22 protein-coding genes are annotated in these 18,399 nt (G+C 49.8%); 16 read left to right on the top strand and 6 right to left on the bottom strand.

Features of this window, described 5'->3' with window-relative positions; all coding sequences use genetic code 11:
- The first annotated feature begins 16 nt into the window (after positions 1–16).
- The 4 genes from BMZ79_RS19860 to BMZ79_RS19845 all read left to right on the top strand — a co-directional run bounded on the left by BMZ79_RS19860 (position 17) and on the right by BMZ79_RS19845 (position 3,837).
- A complete protein-coding gene (locus BMZ79_RS19860) occupies positions 17–1,171 on the top strand; it encodes an LGFP repeat-containing protein (RefSeq protein ID WP_218154733.1) in 1,155 nt (384 codons plus the stop codon).
- 651 nt (positions 1,172–1,822) lie between these two features.
- Positions 1,823–2,344 (top strand): sulfurtransferase TusA family protein, encoded by a 522-nt coding sequence (locus tag BMZ79_RS19855; RefSeq protein WP_371263763.1) that lies wholly within the window; start codon positions 1,823–1,825, stop codon positions 2,342–2,344.
- Positions 2,345–2,441: 97 nt separating this feature from the next.
- Positions 2,442–3,593, top strand: a complete 1,152-nt coding sequence (locus BMZ79_RS19850; RefSeq protein ID WP_090642842.1) for an MBL fold metallo-hydrolase — start codon at positions 2,442–2,444, stop codon at positions 3,591–3,593.
- Positions 3,594–3,609: 16 nt separating this feature from the next.
- Positions 3,610–3,837, top strand: a complete 228-nt coding sequence (locus BMZ79_RS19845; RefSeq protein ID WP_090642840.1) for a sulfurtransferase TusA family protein — start codon at positions 3,610–3,612, stop codon at positions 3,835–3,837.
- 37 nt (positions 3,838–3,874) lie between these two features.
- On the opposite strand, the gene BMZ79_RS34335 is transcribed toward BMZ79_RS19845, so the two are convergent.
- Entirely contained in the window at positions 3,875–4,024 is a 150-nt protein-coding gene (locus tag BMZ79_RS34335; RefSeq protein ID WP_177222221.1) for a hypothetical protein, read from the bottom strand.
- A 129-nt stretch (positions 4,025–4,153) separates the two neighbouring features.
- On the opposite strand from BMZ79_RS34335, the gene BMZ79_RS19840 reads away from it, so the two are divergent.
- The 3 genes from BMZ79_RS19840 to BMZ79_RS19830 all read left to right on the top strand — a co-directional run bounded on the left by BMZ79_RS19840 (position 4,154) and on the right by BMZ79_RS19830 (position 5,874).
- On the top strand, positions 4,154–4,948 hold the full coding sequence (locus tag BMZ79_RS19840; protein WP_090642837.1) for a sulfite exporter TauE/SafE family protein: 795 nt from the start codon (positions 4,154–4,156) through the stop codon (positions 4,946–4,948).
- 108 nt (positions 4,949–5,056) lie between these two features.
- Positions 5,057–5,530, top strand: a complete 474-nt coding sequence (locus tag BMZ79_RS19835; protein ID WP_090642835.1) for a DsrE/DsrF/DrsH-like family protein — start codon at positions 5,057–5,059, stop codon at positions 5,528–5,530.
- Positions 5,531–5,604: 74 nt separating this feature from the next.
- Positions 5,605–5,874, top strand: coding sequence for a metal-sensitive transcriptional regulator (locus BMZ79_RS19830; protein ID WP_090642832.1), 270 nt, complete (start codon positions 5,605–5,607; stop codon positions 5,872–5,874).
- Between the two features lie 245 nt (positions 5,875–6,119).
- Here BMZ79_RS19830 and BMZ79_RS19825 read toward each other — a convergent pair whose 3' ends face one another.
- Both BMZ79_RS19825 and BMZ79_RS19820 read right to left on the bottom strand, forming a co-directional pair.
- Entirely contained in the window at positions 6,120–7,370 is a 1,251-nt protein-coding gene (locus tag BMZ79_RS19825; RefSeq protein ID WP_090642830.1) for a sensor histidine kinase, read from the bottom strand.
- The gene (locus BMZ79_RS19820; protein WP_256252890.1) at positions 7,360–8,061 is read right to left on the bottom strand and encodes a response regulator transcription factor; all 702 of its coding nucleotides are present in this window, start codon (positions 8,059–8,061) and stop codon (positions 7,360–7,362) included. The genes BMZ79_RS19825 and BMZ79_RS19820 overlap by 11 nt, the downstream gene beginning before the upstream one ends.
- A 122-nt stretch (positions 8,062–8,183) precedes the next feature.
- Here BMZ79_RS19820 and BMZ79_RS19815 point away from each other — a divergent pair, with 122 nt between their 5' ends.
- From BMZ79_RS19815 to BMZ79_RS19795, 5 genes are read left to right on the top strand one after another with little or no spacing between them, the layout of a single operon-like run.
- Positions 8,184–8,591 (top strand): FMN-binding protein, encoded by a 408-nt coding sequence (locus BMZ79_RS19815; protein WP_090642826.1) that lies wholly within the window; start codon positions 8,184–8,186, stop codon positions 8,589–8,591.
- Entirely contained in the window at positions 8,588–9,499 is a 912-nt protein-coding gene (locus tag BMZ79_RS19810; protein ID WP_256252888.1) for an FAD:protein FMN transferase, read from the top strand. Before BMZ79_RS19815 ends, BMZ79_RS19810 begins: the two co-directional genes overlap by 4 nt.
- Positions 9,496–10,329 carry an RnfABCDGE type electron transport complex subunit D gene (locus BMZ79_RS19805; protein ID WP_090642823.1) on the top strand — a complete coding sequence of 278 codons (834 nt, stop codon included), beginning with the start codon at positions 9,496–9,498 and terminating at the stop codon, positions 10,327–10,329. The genes BMZ79_RS19810 and BMZ79_RS19805 overlap by 4 nt, the downstream gene beginning before the upstream one ends.
- 5 nt (positions 10,330–10,334) lie before the next feature.
- Entirely contained in the window at positions 10,335–10,979 is a 645-nt protein-coding gene (locus BMZ79_RS19800; protein ID WP_090642820.1) for a hypothetical protein, read from the top strand.
- A 36-nt stretch (positions 10,980–11,015) separates the two neighbouring features.
- Positions 11,016–11,720, top strand: a complete 705-nt coding sequence (locus BMZ79_RS19795) for a VIT1/CCC1 transporter family protein (RefSeq protein ID WP_090642817.1) — start codon at positions 11,016–11,018, stop codon at positions 11,718–11,720.
- 193 nt (positions 11,721–11,913) lie between these two features.
- Here BMZ79_RS19795 and BMZ79_RS19790 read toward each other — a convergent pair whose 3' ends face one another.
- Positions 11,914–12,408, bottom strand: a complete 495-nt coding sequence (locus tag BMZ79_RS19790; RefSeq protein ID WP_090642814.1) for a cupin domain-containing protein — start codon at positions 12,406–12,408, stop codon at positions 11,914–11,916.
- A 306-nt stretch (positions 12,409–12,714) separates the two neighbouring features.
- Between BMZ79_RS19790 and BMZ79_RS19785 the strand changes: the two genes are divergently transcribed.
- The gene (locus BMZ79_RS19785; protein WP_090642812.1) at positions 12,715–13,404 is read left to right on the top strand and encodes a Crp/Fnr family transcriptional regulator; all 690 of its coding nucleotides are present in this window, start codon (positions 12,715–12,717) and stop codon (positions 13,402–13,404) included.
- 112 nt (positions 13,405–13,516) lie between these two features.
- Here the strand turns inward: BMZ79_RS19785 and BMZ79_RS19780 are convergent, their stop codons facing one another.
- Positions 13,517–14,020: a GNAT family N-acetyltransferase gene (locus BMZ79_RS19780; RefSeq protein WP_090643550.1), complete on the bottom strand. Its 504-nt coding sequence runs from the start codon at positions 14,018–14,020 to the stop codon at positions 13,517–13,519.
- Between the two features lie 146 nt (positions 14,021–14,166).
- A complete protein-coding gene (locus tag BMZ79_RS19775) occupies positions 14,167–15,582 on the bottom strand; it encodes a MocR-like pyridoxine biosynthesis transcription factor PdxR (protein ID WP_090642809.1) in 1,416 nt (471 codons plus the stop codon).
- A gap of 448 nt (positions 15,583–16,030) precedes the next feature.
- Between BMZ79_RS19775 and BMZ79_RS19770 the strand changes: the two genes are divergently transcribed.
- The 3 genes from BMZ79_RS19770 to BMZ79_RS19760 all read left to right on the top strand — a co-directional run bounded on the left by BMZ79_RS19770 (position 16,031) and on the right by BMZ79_RS19760 (position 18,382).
- Positions 16,031–16,702: an NAD(P)H-dependent oxidoreductase gene (locus tag BMZ79_RS19770; protein ID WP_090642807.1), complete on the top strand. Its 672-nt coding sequence runs from the start codon at positions 16,031–16,033 to the stop codon at positions 16,700–16,702.
- 138 nt (positions 16,703–16,840) lie between these two features.
- The gene (locus BMZ79_RS19765; protein WP_090642805.1) at positions 16,841–17,584 is read left to right on the top strand and encodes an SDR family NAD(P)-dependent oxidoreductase; all 744 of its coding nucleotides are present in this window, start codon (positions 16,841–16,843) and stop codon (positions 17,582–17,584) included.
- A 159-nt stretch (positions 17,585–17,743) separates the two neighbouring features.
- Positions 17,744–18,382 carry an FMN-dependent NADH-azoreductase gene (locus BMZ79_RS19760; RefSeq protein WP_090642803.1) on the top strand — a complete coding sequence of 213 codons (639 nt, stop codon included), beginning with the start codon at positions 17,744–17,746 and terminating at the stop codon, positions 18,380–18,382.
- Positions 18,383–18,399 lie beyond the last annotated feature (17 nt).

The following is an 18,399-nucleotide window of genomic DNA, read 5'->3' as shown; positions in this document are numbered from 1 at the left end:
GAAGGGAAGTGTTTGCTTGCCGCAGTTTGATGAAATCGCCGATAAAGCCCGTCAGTTTAACCTCGGAAACCCAACTCGCGATACGCCCGAGCCGCGCCAGACGCCGCCGCCGCGCGATCAGGGGTGGTACCAGCATTTCGAACGGGGCTCGGTATATTGGTCGCCCGCTACGGGCGCGCATATGATTATTGGCACGATACGGGATACCTGGAGCCGATTGAGATGGGAGCAGGGCGTACTCGGATTTCCGGTTACGGACGAACTTCCTGTGCCCGCACCCTATGCGCAGCACAGGTACCAGCTATTCGAAGGCGGGGGGCTGTACTGGCATGCAAATACGAATACGGCCGTGCTGCTGGAACGAAAGACCGAACGGAGAAGTGCCCGGTACCGGGTTACGATCAACGGTTTTACCGTCAATCAACAGACGAGCGACCACATACTGGAAGTAGACGGCAAGGGAGACGAAATATATATCGCCTATGAAACCAGAATGGTGAATATGGACGGCAGTCTCATCAGCCCGCCTTACAGCGACCGCACGAAAGTGCTCGGAGACACCAACAATCAACCAAACCGCGTGCAAGCGGGTAGCCTGTCGAATAAGGGAGGCATTCGGACGGGCGACAATGTTCCGACGAATACGCCTTGGGCGCATACTACCGGGATTTATGCCGACCGTCTGCCCCTTGCCGCCTGGGAAGGCGTATTGGTGCAGGGAAGGAATGCGGTTGCGATTACGCCTTCGATCTGGGAGTATGACGGCGGGGAAGACCTGCTGACGACCTGGTCTCGCGCCCTAGCCGAGAACGGAGCGGCGATCGGCGGCGCGATCGCCGGCATTGCGACCGGGATGCAGCCCGATAATTATATCCGGAACGGACTTGAGCTCGGACTTCCCGCCCTTCGGAAATTGATCTCCTCCGTCATCGGAACCGCGGGCGACAGGCCGATCGGCATGGTTAGGGAAGGCGATACGGACAATTACGTCTTCCATCCTCAGGTGCTTCTGCTGACCTATGAGGCGTGCGAGCAGATCGTGCAGACGGTGACGCCAAGGGGCAGGGGAATCATCTCGCTCAATTACAAGGACGATAATCGCCTCGGCGCAGGCAATTATACGCTGTTCGTCCAAGTAGACCGGATCACCGACATTCCGACGCCGGGATGAGAATGGAAAGCGAACGAGAAAGACATATAACGCCGCTTGAATACGCTTTCGGAGCGAGCCCTGCATACGAAGATTGCCATCATGATCCCCAGAAGCGATGCGCTCGGACTAAGAATGGACTATTATCGTGACCCCCGCTCAAAAAAGTAACGTATGAGTAAAGGTGAATAACCGAATCGGATTAATCATGGAGGAGCCTGCGCACAGCAGGCTCTTTCTGTTTATTTTCAGGCATACGAATGATTTCAGCTCATGGATTTAAAGGAGGATAACGCGGGAAGTATCAAGAGGCGATGTTTCCGAATATGCCCATCCCACTTAATAGCCTCTTGAACTTCTGGCGATACCGGTCAGCAATAGCCGCGTTTTATTAGGAAGCTCCGGCGCTACACGTATGGCTTGCGAGCAAGTGCAGGGGACCTGTTTTCCGATGGATTTCGGTTTTCTGATAAGTTGACAAGCGGGTCTTCCTCATCATATAATCATACCCATAGGGGTATACGTATTATAAGCTTTATAATCAATCGTCAAATGAATCTGTATTGGTTTGCCCCCGAAAGTGTTCATTTAGTCATATACATTCAAGGAGGTTGCTCAGTGCCAGAAATCAAAGCAGATCAAACGCTGGATTGTATAGGCTTGGCCTGTCCGATGCCGATCGTACGGACCAAAAAGGCCATGGATCAGCTGCAGGCCGGTCAGGTTATCGAAGTGCAGGCGACAGATAAAGGGTCGCTTGCGGATATTCAAGGCTGGGCCAAGAATACCGGACATCAGTATCTGGGGACGGTTCAGGATGGGGAGGTGCTGAAGCATTACCTTCGCAAGTCGACCGCCAACGAAGTTACGGAACCGAAGAAGTTTGCGAACACCATTTCCAATGAGGAACTGAAGCAAAAGCTGGCAAACGGCGAAAAGGTGAAGGTGCTTGATGTCCGCGAGCCCGCCGAATATGCCTTTAGCCGTATTCCGGGTGCGCTGTCGATTCCGCTGGGGGAACTGGAAAGTCACATGAGAGAACTGAACCCGGGGGAAGAAATCCATGTCATTTGCCGAACGGGTAACCGGAGCGATATGGCATGCCGGTTGCTTGCCGAGAAAGGCTTCAAGCTTGTGAAGAACGTCGTGCAAGGCATGTCCGAATGGAATGGGCCGATTGAACAAAACCACTAAGATCTTCCCGGCTGCCGCTGCCAGCCGGCCACGAGCATTTTGCCGAAGGATGCGAACGCGTCCATGACATTCTAAAACGAAGAGGAGGAACCGCACGATGCATATTACGACAGGACAACCAAGCATGATGACAGCCAAGGAACTCACCCGAATCGTCCTGGGTAAAGAAGAATTGTTCATTCTGGACGTGCGTAACGAAAGCGATTTTAACGACTGGAAGATCGAAGGCGAAAGCATTGAAATCAACAATATTCCGTATTTTGAACTGCTGGATGGCGTCGACGCAGCACTGGACCGGATTCCGGACGACAAAAAGGTGCTTGTCGTGTGTGCGAAAGAAGGCTCGTCCAAATTCATCGCGGAACAGATTGTCGAGGCCGGACGTATGAACGTGCACTACCTGGAAGGCGGCATGAAGTCGTGGAGCGAGCATTTGGAGCCGGTCAAGATCGGCGACCTGAAGGACGGCGGCTCGCTGTACCAATTTGTTCGCATCGGCAAAGGCTGCCTATCCTACATGGTCGTTTCCGGCCGAGAAGCCGCCGTCATCGATACGCTTCGGATGACCGATGTATTCGAGCGGTTTGCCAACGAACTGGGCGTGGTCATCAAGCATACGCTCGATACGCACCTTCATGCCGACCACATTTCGGGCGGCCGCAAACTGGCGGAGCAAACGGGTGCAACGTACTGGCTCCCGTCGAAGGACGCTGACGAAGTCACTTTCCCGTACGAAAAGTTAGAAGAGGGCCACGATATCACTGTAGGCGGGACGCATATTGGGATCCAGCCGATTTACTCGCCGGGTCACACGATCGGCAGTACTTCTTTCATCGTCGATGAGCGGTACCTGCTGACGGGAGATAGTCTGTTTATCGAGTCGATCGGGCGTCCCGATCTGGCTGGCAAAGCCGAGGACTGGGTGAGCGACCTTCGCAACACGCTCTACAACCTGTACAAGAAGCTGTCCGGGGACCTGATTGTGCTGCCAGCTCACTTCGGCAAGGTGACTGAATTGGGCGAAGGCGGACGCGTGATGGCCCGACTGTCGGATCTGTACCGCTATAACCTCGGCTTGAACATTCAGGAGGAGGATGCGTTCCGCCGGACGGTAACGGAAAATCTGCCGCCGCAGCCGAATGCCTATCAGGAAATCCGCCACACGAATATGGGTAAAATAACGCCCAGCGAAGACGAACAGCGCGAAATGGAAATTGGACCGAACCGCTGCGCAGTGCACGATCAATAAGGGAGGAATAGAGAAGATGCAAGCAAATCTGGTAGTCGATACGAAGGGGCTTGCCTGCCCAATGCCGATCGTCCGGGCTAAGAAGGCGCTTGATAAGCTGGAAGCCGGGCAAGTGATGGAAGTGCTGTCCACGGACAAAGGTTCCGTGAATGATTTTCAAGCTTGGGTCAAACAAACGAAACATGAGCTGATCAAGCACGAGGAAGAGAACGGCATCTATAAGTTTTACGTGAAGAAGGTATAAGGAATATAAAATAAGCGAACACGCATGGCGTAATCGCTTATTTTAGCCCGTCATAGACCACCCGTACGCCGAGGGTGCGGTAGCTCTCTTCTTTATAATGACCATCCGGGCATGCTTTAGTGCAGCAGACGGCATCGGTTTGTGCAATCAGCCGCTCCGCGCACACGGGGCATTTATCGATAAACAAGCTTTTCAGCATCCTAAGCACGTCTATTCACTCATTTCATATGAATTTACTTGGTCTTATTATACGCATCAGCAGCTTTTTCGTATACAGGTTTTTGTAGTTTCCAAAATTGGTTGGAAGGAGTAAAACGTGGATATGCTGCTGTTTCTCGTCATGGTCGTACTGGGATTGGTAGGTTCCTTCTTCTCCGGCCTGCTGGGAATCGGCGGAGCCATCATCAACTATCCGCTGTTGCTTTACGTGCCTGCGCTGCTGGGCGCGGCTTATTTTTCGGCCCACGAGGTTTCCTCGATCAGCATGTTCCAGGTCTTTTTCGCTTCGCTGGCCGGCGTGATCGCTTTTCGCAATAAGTCCATAAAAAGATCCGAAAGCGTCGTACACAAAGGGCTGGTTCTGTATATGGGGAGCAGCATCCTGGCGGGCAGCCTAATCGGCGGTTTCGTCTCCGGCATGCTAAAAGGGGATATAATCAATCTCATTTATGGCATTCTTGCGGTACTGGCGGTCGTTTTGATGCTGATTCCTGCCAGAGGAAAGGAAGATCAGCCGGCCGCTGAACTGCGTTTTAATAAAGGGGTCGCCATCGGATCAGCATTCGTCGTCGGTATCGTCTCTGGCATCGTGGGCGCTGGAGGTGCGTTTATCCTCATTCCCATCATGCTGACCGTACTCCGCATTCCAACACGGACGACGATTGCTTCTTCGCTGGCCATCGTTTTCATATCGGCGATTGGCGGTGTCATCGGCAAACTCGGCGGCGGCGGCATTCCTTTATGGCCCACAGTATTCACCGTGATCGGCAGCCTGACCGGGGCGCCGATTGGATCCAAGCTAAGTGCGAAAATGAACGTAAAGGTACTTCGTTATGGGCTCGTCGTCCTTATCGCTTTGACCGCGGTCAAAGTTTGGTCGAGCATCCTGTAAATGCATCGGGCTTTTCGCAAGAGGGTTGTTGGCGCACTTCATCCAGGCCAATATAATACCTATAGGGGTATATGTATAAATTCATAAGAAAGAGGGTCCAAGCTCATAATGAAAGAGAAATCAACGATCGTCCTATTCAGCGGCGAGCTGGATAAAGCCATCGCAGCGTTCATCATCGCTAACGGTGCTGCGGCATACGACCATGAGGTAACGATCTTTTTTACCTTCTGGGGATTGAACGCGCTTAGGAAAGACGAAGCAATCAAAACTAAGAAGGGGATGCTGGAGAGGGCATTCGGCTGGATGATGCCGCGCGGACCCAAGAAGCTTGGCTTGTCCAAAATGAATTTCGGCGGCCTGGGACCGCAGATGATCAAGCATGTGATGAAGAAGCACAATGCGCTTTCGCTGCCGCAGCTGATTGAGCTGGCTCAAGAGCAAGGGGTTAAGCTCGTTGCATGTACCATGACGATGGATCTGCTCGGCCTGCAGCAGGAGGAGCTCATCGACGGGATTGAGTATGCCGGCGTTGCCGCGTATCTGGGCGACGCATCGAACGGCAAGGTCAATCTGTTTATCTAAACATTGAAAAACCTTACTTTTTTACTCTATACTATACCCATACCGGTATAAAAGGAGAAGGCGAGGAAGTTAATATGGACTACAACTACACGGATGAGCTGAAGACGCGTCTGCGCAGAATCGAGGGGCAGGTACGAGGCGTGCTTAGGCTCATGGAGGAAGGCAAGTCGTGCAAAGAAGTTGTCGCACAGTTGTCGGCTGTACGAAACGCTTCGGACAAAGCCATTGCCCAGATCGTAGCGGATAACCTGCAGCAATGCATTCTTGCCGAGCAGGCCGCGGGTAACCACGATATGGGAAAAATGGTAAAGGAAGCAGTCGAACTGCTCGTGAAGAGCCGCTAATCCTGCTGCTGAAAAAATTCGACTAGTCCAAGGAGAGAAACATCAAGGCATTCAACGTAACGAAAACGTTACCTTCTCGAGATGTGGCGACAAAACTGAAACGCGGTGAGCAGCTCAACCTGCTGGACGTGCGCGAACCGCAAGAAGTATGCACGATGGATCGGCCGCCGTTGTCCATTGAAGCCACAATAGATGACAGTCTGCGTTTAAAGAGAACAGCCCGTTTGTACATGCCGGGCTGTTCCTTACCGTGCTCTTCGAGGAAACAACAGGTCCACTTTTGTTCCTTCCCCAAGCTTTGAATCAACGCGGATGCTTCCGCCATGGGCGTTCATGATCCATTGCGCTATGGACAGACCGAGCCCTGTACCGCCTTCTGCTCGTGACCTCGCTTTATCCCCTCGGTAAAACCGCTCAAAAAGATAAGGCAGATCTTCATCCGCAATGCCGCTCCCGTTATCTGTCACGCTAATGTAGACGAGCTGGCCTTCGCTCCGGGCGGCGATAGCGATTCGCCCCGAAGAAGAGGTGTATTTCAGCGCATTATCCAGCAAAATAAGTAGCAGCTGGCGGATCCGCCCCTCATCTCCCCAAAGGGTCAGAGGTTCCTGCAGCTCCGCCGACAAATCAACGTCGCGGATGCTTGTCAATAATCGGAACTGCTCCACGATTTCCCGAATCAGGGAACCAAGCGGAACCGCGGCGCGATGAATCAGGAGCTGATTGGAGTCAGAGCGGGCAAGCGTTAGTAAGTCATCCAGCAACTTGTTCATTCGTTTGCTTTCTTTCAAAATGAGGGCGATAGGGGCACTTTCCTGATCGATCGTATGGTCGGGTTGCCGCAGAAGCATCTCCGTTTGCGCGTGAATGACCGCATTTGGCGTTCGAAGCTCATGTGAGGCGTCGGCGACGAAACGCTGCTGCTTATCCCAGGAATTCCGGATCGGAATAAGCGCTCTTCCAGCCAAAAACAGGCCGGCTAGTACGGAAATGAGGACGCCGGCGATGATGACCGAGCAGATATCCCACAATAAGGTTCGCAGCGTGCTATTCGCATCGTCCAAACTGCGAACGATCCCGATCGTGACGATCGAGCCAGGATTCTGTCGCGCATTCGGAAACTCGAACACTCGGAAGCTGTGATTGCCGATCGTAACCGTCATAATCGTTTCACCCCTGGGAGCGGCCTTGAACAACAACGCCGTATCCGTTGAAAACGACTGTTCCGGCAGTTGCCCGATCAGATTGCCCTCGCCGTCCCAGAACAGATACGTGGTTGTTTCATCTTGCTCGGGATCCGGGTGATCGGAACGGAGCATATTCGATAAATCGCGGAAGCCCGCGATGCGGCTCTGAGCCATCTTCAATACTTCATCCGTGTCATGGTAAAGCCTGTACCTCAGATGTACATATAAGAGCGAGCTCAGCATTGCAAGAACGATAAAAATGACGACGGCATTAAGAATGACGAGCCTTCGCCGGACCTTATTGAACATGCGGTTCACCTTTGAAAATAAATCCGATTCCCCGCACCGTACGCAATAGCCCGCCCGCTTCTTTCACCATGAGCTTTTTGCGCAGATGATGAACGTAAACGTCGACAGCCGAAAGCGCCGCCCCCGAATCAAAGCCCCAAACTCGGTCGGAAATTTGTTCGCGCGTCAAAATTTGATTCCGATGAATCATGAAAAACTCCAGCAGCTCATATTCGGTGGCCGTCAAATGCAACTCGGTGTCGCCGCAATATGCGCTCTTCGATGCCATGGAGAGACGGAGCGGGCCATATGTCAAATCGCCATCCAGTCCGACCGTGCCACGTCTTCTGAGAACAGCTCTTGCACGGGCAAGCAATTCGGACACGGCAAACGGCTTGACCATATAGTCGTCCGCACCTGCATTTAGCCCGATCACGCGGTCCTTCACCGCATCTTTGGCAGTTAACAAAATGATCGGAACGCCGACCTGAGCGGCTCGTAGCTTACGAATGATTTCAATGCCGCTCATGCCCGGGAGCATCACATCGAGCACGATTAGATCGTGAATTGCCTGCTGCGCTAAATAGTAGCCATCATCGCCATTCTCGGCGCCGTCCGTATGGAAAGCTCCGTCCTCAAAGACGCTGCGGATTAAAGCAAGCAGGTGTGCGTCATCCTCAACGATTAACACGCGCAAGGCCGGCACCTCCATTAGATAGCTTTTGTTTAATTGTAGCAGAATGCCGGATTTTAAAAAAATTTAAAGGTTGCCCGCTTATACTGAGGAGCAGACGTACCAACGTTGAAAGAACTGGAGGAGTGGGCGTGGCCAACATGAGCAAGAAATGGGTTGTACTCTGTTCAACGGCTATTACGGCGGTTTATGCCGCGGGCTATTTTACTACGGCATCTCAAGCGTCCATGGAGCCGCTACCGCAGACGCAAGTCCAAATTGACACCAGCCCGTCTAATCGGATGTATAATGACGGTGTCTTTATGGGGATGGGCAGCAACCGCCGAGGTTCGATACGAGTGAAGGTAACAATCAAGGAAGATCGGATCACGGATGTTGAAATCAGCGATTTCGAGATGCACTATTCCGAAAGCGATGTCGTTGATTTACCAAACGAAGTGGTGCAGACCCAAAACCCGCAAGTGGATAATGTTTCCGGCGCTACGTATAGCACGGCTGCTTTCGAGGATGCGGTACAGGATGCCCTGTCGCAAGCGATGAACGCATGAAGACGATACACAAAGCCAAACTGATGATGGGTACCGTCGTCGATATGAAAATCGTATATAACGAGCTGACAAGCAGGGAGGAGATGGTGCTTGCCATGGACCGTGCTTTTGAGGTATTTCGCAGCGTCGAGCAGGCGTGCAGCCGGTTTTCCGCCGACAGCGAGTTGATGAAGGCTTGCTTACAGAGCGAAATAGCGGTCCGAATCAGCCCGCTTTTGTATGAACCTCTTCATGCTGCTCTGGAGATGGCTCGGATGACGGAAGGAAGATTCGACCCGACGATCGGGAGTATCATGGAAGCACATGGCTTTAATCGTCATTATTTAACGGGCGGGGTTATCGAGAGCCGGGCTGCGGAGCACGTGTCCTATCAAGATGTCATCTTGGATGAGCAGGACCGGACCCTACGTTTGCTTAAACCGATAATCCTCGATCTAGGCGCTTCAGCCAAGGGATTTGCTGTCGACCTGGCGTCTCACGAACTGAAAAAGCTGGACGGCGCGGCCGGTTATGTTATTAATGCTGGCGGCGATCTGTACGCCGAGGGCGTCAACGAACTAGAGTTGCCGTGGAAAGTCGGCATTCGGCACCCGATCCATCTGGATCATTTCATTGCCACGACCGATATCAGCCAGGCGGCGGTATGTACATCCGGGAGCTACGAACGCAAAAGTCCCAGAACGGACGGGATCCACCATTTGATCGTCCCTTCTTCAAAGCAATCGCCAAACGATTGGATCAGCTGCAGCGTGATCGCACCGTATGCGATGATGGCTGACTTGTACTCGACCGCCGCATTTGTCCTAGGTGCCGAAGAGGGACGACGGTTCATTGAAGATGCCGAATTAGACGGATTGCTGGTCACTCCGGGACTGCAGGTTGTCCGAATTGGAGGAGGCATACAATGACAGTGGGTCAATGGATAAAGACGCCGAAGAGCTATGTAATCACGGCCTTAATTGTCAATTTACTAATGGCCTCCGTTTTGTCGCAAGATATAAAGGGAGTCGAGAATAGCCTGCTTGGCGTTATTGCGTCACTGGCATTGGACGTCGTATGCTGCTTGCTCGAAAAGCGAAAACGAATGATGCCGGATGGCGCCGTCATTACCGGGCTCCTTATCGCATTGATTTTAGGTACGCACACCGCACCGCTGATAATCGTGGCAACGGCGGTGTTCGCCATTTCGTCCAAGCACATGCTCGTCTACATGAAAAAACCTGTATTGAACCCAGCGGCGTTCGGATTGCTTCTCGCTGTGATGGTGTTTCATTCCGAAGAAAGCTGGTGGGGAGCTTTCGGTGATCTACCCGCATGGAGCGTACTGCTTCTTCTCATCGGCGGGTACCTGATTACGAATAGAGTACGGAAATATCCGCAAATTTTCGCCTTCTTCGGGACATACTTTTTGCTGCAGCTGTTGTTGGGATATGTTCAGCTAGGGGATGCCGCGGATGCATTGCGTCCACCGTTTATAAATGCAACATTGTTTTTCGGATTCTTCATGTTGACGGATCCCCCGACTTCGCCGGTCAAGTCAAGGGATCAAATCTTGTTCGGTGTAATCGTAGCGGCAACAGGAGCCATCATATATGGGCTTTATGGCGGCTTAATGTATCTCTTTATCGGGCTGATGGCCGGAAATGTGTTTCATGTGGTAAAGCAGCGATTATCCGTGAACCGGCCAAATTCGTCCTCTAAACGGCCGTCGAAACCAATATCCACTTCTCAGAGGTGATTGCCATGAGCAAAAGCAAAAAAGTATGGATTCCGGCGTTCATCGCTCTCATCGTAGCGGCCGTTCTTGTCGTATGCTACTACATTTACGCCCCATCCAAGGGAGAACTTCATCCTTTCCCGAAAGGCGGAAACGGGACGTCGTCTCCGGGGGGACTACGGCCAGATAGAGGCGAAGATCCTGCAGTAAGCGGTTATTTTTCGACTTTCGGTACGATCGCTTTATTTGCGGGAGCAGCGAGCTTCTCGTGGTTTTGGTTTAAGAAGAAGCGTAAGTCGGCGTCGAGGCTCGTCCGACAAGCCGGAAAACTGTTGTATTCGCTGCATAAGCTGCTTGGCTGGGCAACGTTCATCCTGATCGCCGTCCATGGGAGCTATTTCTTAGTCACGAAAATAAACGATGAGCATGTATATACCGGTCTTGCCGGGTTTGCCATTTTGCTCGCCTTGACCGGTTACGGCTATTTCATCGCTAAGATCCGGAACAAATGGATGCGATCCGTGCACCGTACACTCGGCTTGTTATGGCTTCCCGTGCTCTGGCTGCATGCCGGAGGCTCGGCGGTTCTTGCCGCTGCGGCAACGCTCGCGGTCGGAGGCATCGTTTATCTGCTGGAAAAGAATCGAACAAAGCAAACCGTTCAAGAGTAATTCAAACCAAAGCTAAGACTGTAGGGAGCGAATCGTATGAGCCATTCAGATCATTCCATTCATCGTGAACATCATTTCACCGCATCTGACGCCGTTCGGGACATCGTAATCGGAATGTCGGATGGACTGACGGTTCCGTTTGCGCTCGCCGCCGGTCTCTCGAGTTCCGTCCCCGGTACGAACATCGTCGTCATCGCAGGACTTGCTGAGATTGCAGCCGGTTCGATCGCCATGGGACTCGGCGGTTATTTGGCCGCGAGAACAGAACGGGAGCATTATTTTAACGAATTGGAGAGAGAAAAGCGGGAGATCATCGAGATGCCGGAACGCGAAAAGGAAGAAGTCGCAGAAGTATTGCGGGGGTGGGGGCTTCAGGAACGGAATGTCAAGCTGGCGGTAAGTGAAATTAGCGCAGATTCCGATCGGTGGGTTGATTTCATGATGAAGCTCGAACTTGGACTTGAAAAACCCGAGCCTAAAAGAGCCCGAAACAGTTCCTTAACGATCGGGATTTCCTATATTGTGGGTGGTCTCATTCCGTTAATTCCCTATATGCTCATCCATCGTGCCGTTACAGCCTTGTTGGTTTCCGTCGTCTCAACCTTAATTGCTTTGTTCATTTTCGGTTATGTCAAAGGTAAATTCACGGGTTCAAAGCCGCTCAAAAGCGCTGTTCAAACCGCGTCTGTCGGCGGCGCCGCAGCGGGAATCGCGTTTTTGGTCGCTAAGATAATTACGTAATCACACTAATTATTGCAGCTTTGCATCTGTGTTCGAAATTGTCGCGTTTTATTTCCTACGTTTATATCCGTCCAATAACAAACAACTCCAAAATGTATATGGGCGGATAGCCAACATTTTGGAGTTTTCCTGCTGTAGGCTATGCCGTTGCACGCATTCGACAATCGACCGCTATTCGATCGCTATTGTTTTCTCAGGTGAATGGACGCGTCTCCTGAACGGTTCCAAACGGATGATGAGGTGGTGCATAAATGACATAAAGCTTAAGAGGAACCTTACCTATATTGGTGACATTGTGCCATTTTCCAGCCGGTACAACAATTGCATAATCATCATAGGCCATAGCTTGAAAATCTAAATGATCGTTGGAATCGCCCATTTGAACGAGCCCTTGACCTTGTTCAATCCGTATAAACTGGTCAGTTGTAGGATGCATTTCCAGACCGATGTCTTCACCTACGTTAATATTCATTAAAGTGATTTGAAAATATTGCCCCGTCCATAAAGCAGTACGGTAATTGTTGTTTTGCTTGGCAGCAAGGTTAATATTCACAACCAATGGCCTTGTTCCATAATCATGTAATGGTAAACTTCCATATTGTTGGAAAGTTCGTTGGTTGTCGTTGTATTCGTACGAAGGCCAATGGTGTTGGCTTGTTTTTTGCCATTGATGCACGTGAGGGTACATACTCAAGCTCCTTTCAGTTCAGGTTACAGAAGACCTTTTATCCTATGCAACTGCCTAATTTTTGGTAACAAGCTGGTTTAACCGAAAATAACGAACCTAGACGTCAACTGGCGATACGCCTCGGCCGGTCCGTAAAGTAGCAGATACATTCAATCTTCCAGTAGCACTCCCCAAATGTAATCTGGTTTACAGATAAGATAAAAGTTGGTTGGTAAAATAAAATAGAATGAGCGAATATACATTTAAGGAGATGCACGGATATGAGTTTATCAGCTTTATCAAGAATACAAGAGGAGTGATTTTCCGATGAATAAGGTCTGGTATTTATCGCAAATTAACATATTTGAAGGAATGAATAACGAAGATATGATTGAGATTAATTTACTGGATGCCATCAATCATTTCAATTGGTTTCCGAAAAATACATTGGTCCAAACCCCGGGGAAAGTCCGCGAGGGACTTTTTTTTGTCAAAGAAGGTAAGCTTAAACTCTATATGCTGAACGAACGGGGGAAGAAAATTACGCTTGATATCTTGGAAAGAGGGAATTTATTTGGAGAGCTAAACTCGTTCTCGCTCGGGACAAAGCGGGTTTATATCGAAACAATGGAATCATCGCTTATTTGCTCTTTATCCGAGGACCAGTTCAAGAAACTGATGATCCATCGGCCGCAGCTTGCGCAAAAATTAATAAAGATTCTAAGCGATCGATTGAAGGAACGAGATGACCAGTTGGAGAAGCTCGCAATCCATGGCCTTCGAACTCGCGTTCTTCATCTGTTTTGTACGTTGAGTGTCAAATTTGGCGTCATTCGAGAAGGGGACGTGCTCATTAACCTGGCGCTTCCGCAAGAAGAGATTGCCAATATGCTCTGTGCCTCCCAGGAAGCTGTCAGCGGCGTGATGAACGAGCTTGTCAATGATGGCATCATCAAAACGTCACACATGTCCGTACTATTGTCAAAAACGATGCTTGAAAACAAGTTTCATGAATGAGTGGGAGTTGGATCCCGAGAGGTATTCAGTTCATTCCTTCTCCCCGGATAATACTTGCCGATAAGCAGGATGAACTTAGGTTCCTCCGGCTTAACCCACGCGGGCTCTTCAGTTATGAAATCTTTTTTCCGACAATAATTAAATCTCTCTTCATCCCATCTAAGTTAGCAACTTCCGGCAAATGAGCCCATTTCTCGAAACCAAAACTTAAAAATAGTCCAATACTGGGCTCATTGTGCCCAAAGATGAATCCAAGCAAGGTATCAATTTCAAACTTAGGACATTCCTCTATAACTTTGTTTAAAATCTTTTTCCCCAGCCCCTTTCCTCTATAATGTTCATGAAGATAGATACTTATTTCGGCAGTTGCATTATAAGCTGGCCTTCCATAGAAAGATTGAAGACTTACCCAACCAAAAATTTCATCCCCATACTCTACAACCCACAAAGGTCTACGGTAAGGATTATGTTCATTAAACCAGGCTAATCGATCGTTTATCGATACTGGTTCAGTGTCGGCAGTTACCATTCTGCTTGGAACGGTCGAGTTATAAATGTCAACAATAATTGGTAAATCCTCAATTTCGGCATCTCTAAATCCAATATTTTCAACCATTAACGCGTTCGTCTCCCCCATATGGAATTAGCGTGCTCCCCCTAGGCTCAAGGTGCTCATCGATGACTTCGTCATTGTCGGCGAAGCAACAACTTCTGTACCATCTCCATAAATGATTCGCAATTCCCTGAATTCGAACCCCCAATTTACAACCTATGTCTTAAGACTTTCGCAATCGCCTTGGTTCCCTCCAAAATATTATTTTCTTCCAAATTGCCAAATCCCATAATAAGCCGATCTTCGTACCTTCCTTTGACGATGGTGTATCGTTCTGCGGGATATATTCTAATATGGCGTTCCTCGAGTTGAGCGGCTACTTGGGAGTCGCATAAGCTTCCGGCCATTTCCGCGACCAAATGCAGGCCTGCGGCATCCCCGGATATTTTCACACCGCTGCCGAAAACGTTGGCTAGACCGGCAATGAGACATTTTCGTCTTTTGCTGTAAATGCGCTTCATACGGGCGATGTGGTGCTCCAGGTGGCGTTGGGAGATAAATCTCGCCAATGTGATTTGCGGCAAGGTCGGACAGTGCATGTCTGTCAGCTTCTTCAAACGAAGAAGCGGAGTTAGCAGCTCCTGCGGAACGACCATATAACCGATACGCAACGCAGGAAACAAGTTTTTACTGAACGTTCCGACATAGACGATACGTTCCGCGTCGAGTTCTCGCAGTGCATGTATCGGCATTCCTGTATAACGGAATTCGCTGTCGTAATCATCTTCGATGATGTAACATCCGGTTTGTCGGGCGTAATCGAGAAGCTGCATGCGCCGCCCGATGGAAAGAATGCTGCCTAATGGAAATTGATGCGAAGGCGTGACGAACACGCATTTGGGGTGCCGAAGAGTCGGCATGTCGTCAACGCGCAGGCCATGTTCATCTACGGGAACCGGTATAAGATCAGCACCCGTCGACGCAAAAATATGTTGAATGAAGGTAGCGCTTGGATCTTCTATGGCTACTGCGTCGCCCGGTTTCAATAAAAGCCGGGTCAGTAAGGATATGGCTTGGGTCGCCCCGGCGGTTATGACCACCTGGGAAGGCTGGCACCGAATCCCCTTGGTATGCAGCAAAAGCCGACAAATATTCGCGCGAAGCTGCCAATGTCCTGCAGGATCCTCGTCATAACCAAATTCTCCTGAATGAGTATTGGCAAATGCGGCAATGGCGGTTTCTTTCCATCTCTTGAAAGGGATGTACTCCAAAGCCGGAAAACTCGGGCGAAAATCAATGCCTTGGAAGCGAGCCGGGGGTTCCGCAACGGACGCTTCAGGTACATCGATTTCTTGAAGCGTAGAAGGGAATTGTCGTTTACTGCCGCCCAAATCAACGACATAGCTGCCAGAGCCTTGACGGCCCTCCAAGTACCCTTCGGCGATCAGCTGTTCAAAGACGTCCACGATGAGTGCCCGCGATACTCCGAATTCGTTTGCCAAATCCCGTGTCGACGGGAGCTTAACGCCGGCCGGATAGACACCTTGAAATATCTGTTCGCGCAATAAAGTAAAGATTTGTTTCGTTTTCGATTCAATAGGAGCAGATAACGTGCGCCGGGGCATAAAGCAAGCCTCCCATATATATAAGTGGTATGTCCATTTTAATATAAAAGTGGATCTAATGAAATCCAATTCTACATGTTAGGATGGATAACGTGCTTCCTGAAGGCGGATCGACCCGACGGAGGTTCGGCAGCGCAAGCAGGGTATGATCGGCCCCGTGATCGATTCTCATGTGAACACGCACCGCGTCGAAAACGATCGAATTGCAATCGCGACGACCATCGAGCCTGGAGTAACAACTCATGAGCCGGGAGCCGGATGCGGGAGCGGAAATCCATCGGACTCTGAACGACGAAGGTATTTAAATCCTGCCCAAAGACAAGCCGGTTCATGTGCATAGCCACTCAGGAGTGAAAGTCAGCGTCAACGCCGTTGAAATGATGACTGCTCCCTAACAGACGGTTTCGGTTTTCAAAGCCAATCAAATAAGAAGGAAGGTTGATTCCGCATGATAGCAACGGAGAGTAAAAAACAAGAAATTTTAAAAGCTTACCAGTTTAGACATGCTTGCAAGGCATTCGACAGCACAAAAAAGATTTCGGATGATGATTTTCACTTTATTTTGGAAACCGGAAGATTGTCTCCAAGTTCATTTGGTTTCGAGCCGTGGAAGTTTGTCGTGATCCAAAATGAAGCCCTTCGCGAAAAATTACTGCCTGTTTCTGGCGGTGCCACGGGACAGCTGCCCACTGCCAGCCATTTTGTAGTTATATTGGCCAGAAGAGAAGATGACTTACGTCCCGACTCGGCTCACGTGAACAAAATGTGGAGAGACATTCATCATATGCCCGAAGAAGTCGTGCAGGATTGGTACGATTTCTACAAATCCTTCGTCGAAACAGAACTCGAAAATCATGACCGTCTCATTTTTGAATGGTCCATCAGACAAACCTATATCGCATTGGGAAACATGATGACAGCCGCGGCTCAGATCGGTATTGATTCCAGTCCGATCGAAGGTTTTGATAAAAAGCAGTTGACCGCTATTTTACAAAATGAGGGGATCATTAACGGCGACGATTTCGGTGTAGCCTGTATGGTCGCTTTCGGATATCGTCAAAAGGATCCCAAACGTCCGCAAACAAGACAACATCTCAATGAGATTGTGGAGTGGCGATAAACATAAGAGGATAATTCTAAGCACCGTGCTTGAGTATTAAAATGGGGGGTTGCTGCGGGTGAGGCAACTCCTTTTTTATAGTTACAACGGGTATCTAACAAGGTGATTGAAAAAACCTAAATTGGAGGGGACTGGGAGATGGAATTTCAAGGAAAAGTCGTCGTGATTACAGGCGGAAGCAGCGGTATAGGAAAAGCAGTGGCAATTGAACTGGTGAAACGAGGAGCAAACGTAATTATTAATGGCCGCCGCGAACAAGTGCTTGCGGAGGCTGCGAGTGAAATTGATCCGACAGGTGCACATGTCGCTTATGTTGCCGGCGACATTTCGGATTCCCAAATCGCAGACCGCTTAATCGGCGAAGGGCTATCCCGCTTTGGCCGGATCGACACACTGGTGAACAATGCTGGCATTTTTATTGCGAAACCATTCACGGACTTCACGAAAGAGGATTTTACATCGATGTTGGACATTAATTTGGCGGGATTTTTCCATGTTACGCAGCGTGCGGTGACGGAGATGAGGAAGGCGGGTTCCGGCCACATTGTAAACATCACAGGAAGCGGGGTTGTCGTCCATCCGCACAAGTCTTTGCCGTCTGTACTTGCCGCACTGACCAAAGGAGGTTTGAACGCAGCAACAAAATCGCTAGCGATCGAGTACGCGGATAAGGGGATCCGCGTGAACGCCATCGCGCCTGGGGTAACCAACACACCTATGCACGCGGCCGAGACACATGGCTTTCTGTCTAAATTGCACCCTATAGGCCGAATTGGAGAGGTTCAAGATATTGTTGGCGCACTTGTGTATCTGGAGTCCGCGCATTTCGTGACAGGAGAGATTCTATATGTTGACGGAGGTCAAAATGCTGGCAACTGGTAAGCCGAGCAGGCGTCACATAACCTCAACCTTGTACATGCCCATCCTATAGCGCGACAAGTAATCGGAAGCGAAGATAACCATTGCATACAAGGTTCGAGCGCCTCCATGTCATTTATTTGAGATTTCATCAATTTAAGAAAAGGGAGCCTTTGATTTAACATGGCACAAATTCTATACATTACTGTTAATCCAAAACCTATTGAACGCTCAGTGGGTCATCGAGTCGGACAAGCTTTCCTTAAAGCTTATTGCGAAACGCATGCCAATGACGAGATTCAAGAAATAAATTTATATGAAGCGGAATTTCCGATCGTGGACCGAGATATCCTTAGCGGCTGGGAAAAAATCCGTCGAGGGGGACTGCCATTTTCAGCGTTGAGTCAAGTCGAACAGCAAAAAATCAATGCTTTAAATCAATTTATAGATCGGATAGCGAGCGCTGATAAATACGTAATTGTATCTCCGATGTGGAACTGGAGTATTCCACCTCGACTAAAAGCCTTTATCGATTCCATTGTAGTCGCGGGAAAAACGTTTCATTACGCCGAGAATGGTCCCGTTGGACATTTGAAAGGTAAAAAGGCTATTCATATTCAAGTAAGCGGCGGTATTTATTCGCATGGGCCTTTGGCTGAAATGGATCATAGTCATCCTTATTTAAAACAAGTGCTTAACATCATAGGTATACAGGATGTGCAAGTTTTATATGTGGAAGGACATGATTTTGACCGAGCGCGAGCGGATGAAATTATTCGCAAGGGTATATCGGATGCAGAAAAGCATGCGATGACTTTTTAATCTCAACGTCGATTTCG

It is taken from the genome of Paenibacillus sp. UNC496MF (genome assembly GCF_900113915.1).
Classification (GTDB): domain Bacteria; phylum Bacillota; class Bacilli; order Paenibacillales; family Paenibacillaceae; genus Paenibacillus_Z; species Paenibacillus_Z artemisiicola.
This window is presented reverse-complemented; position numbering and strand designations above follow the sequence as displayed.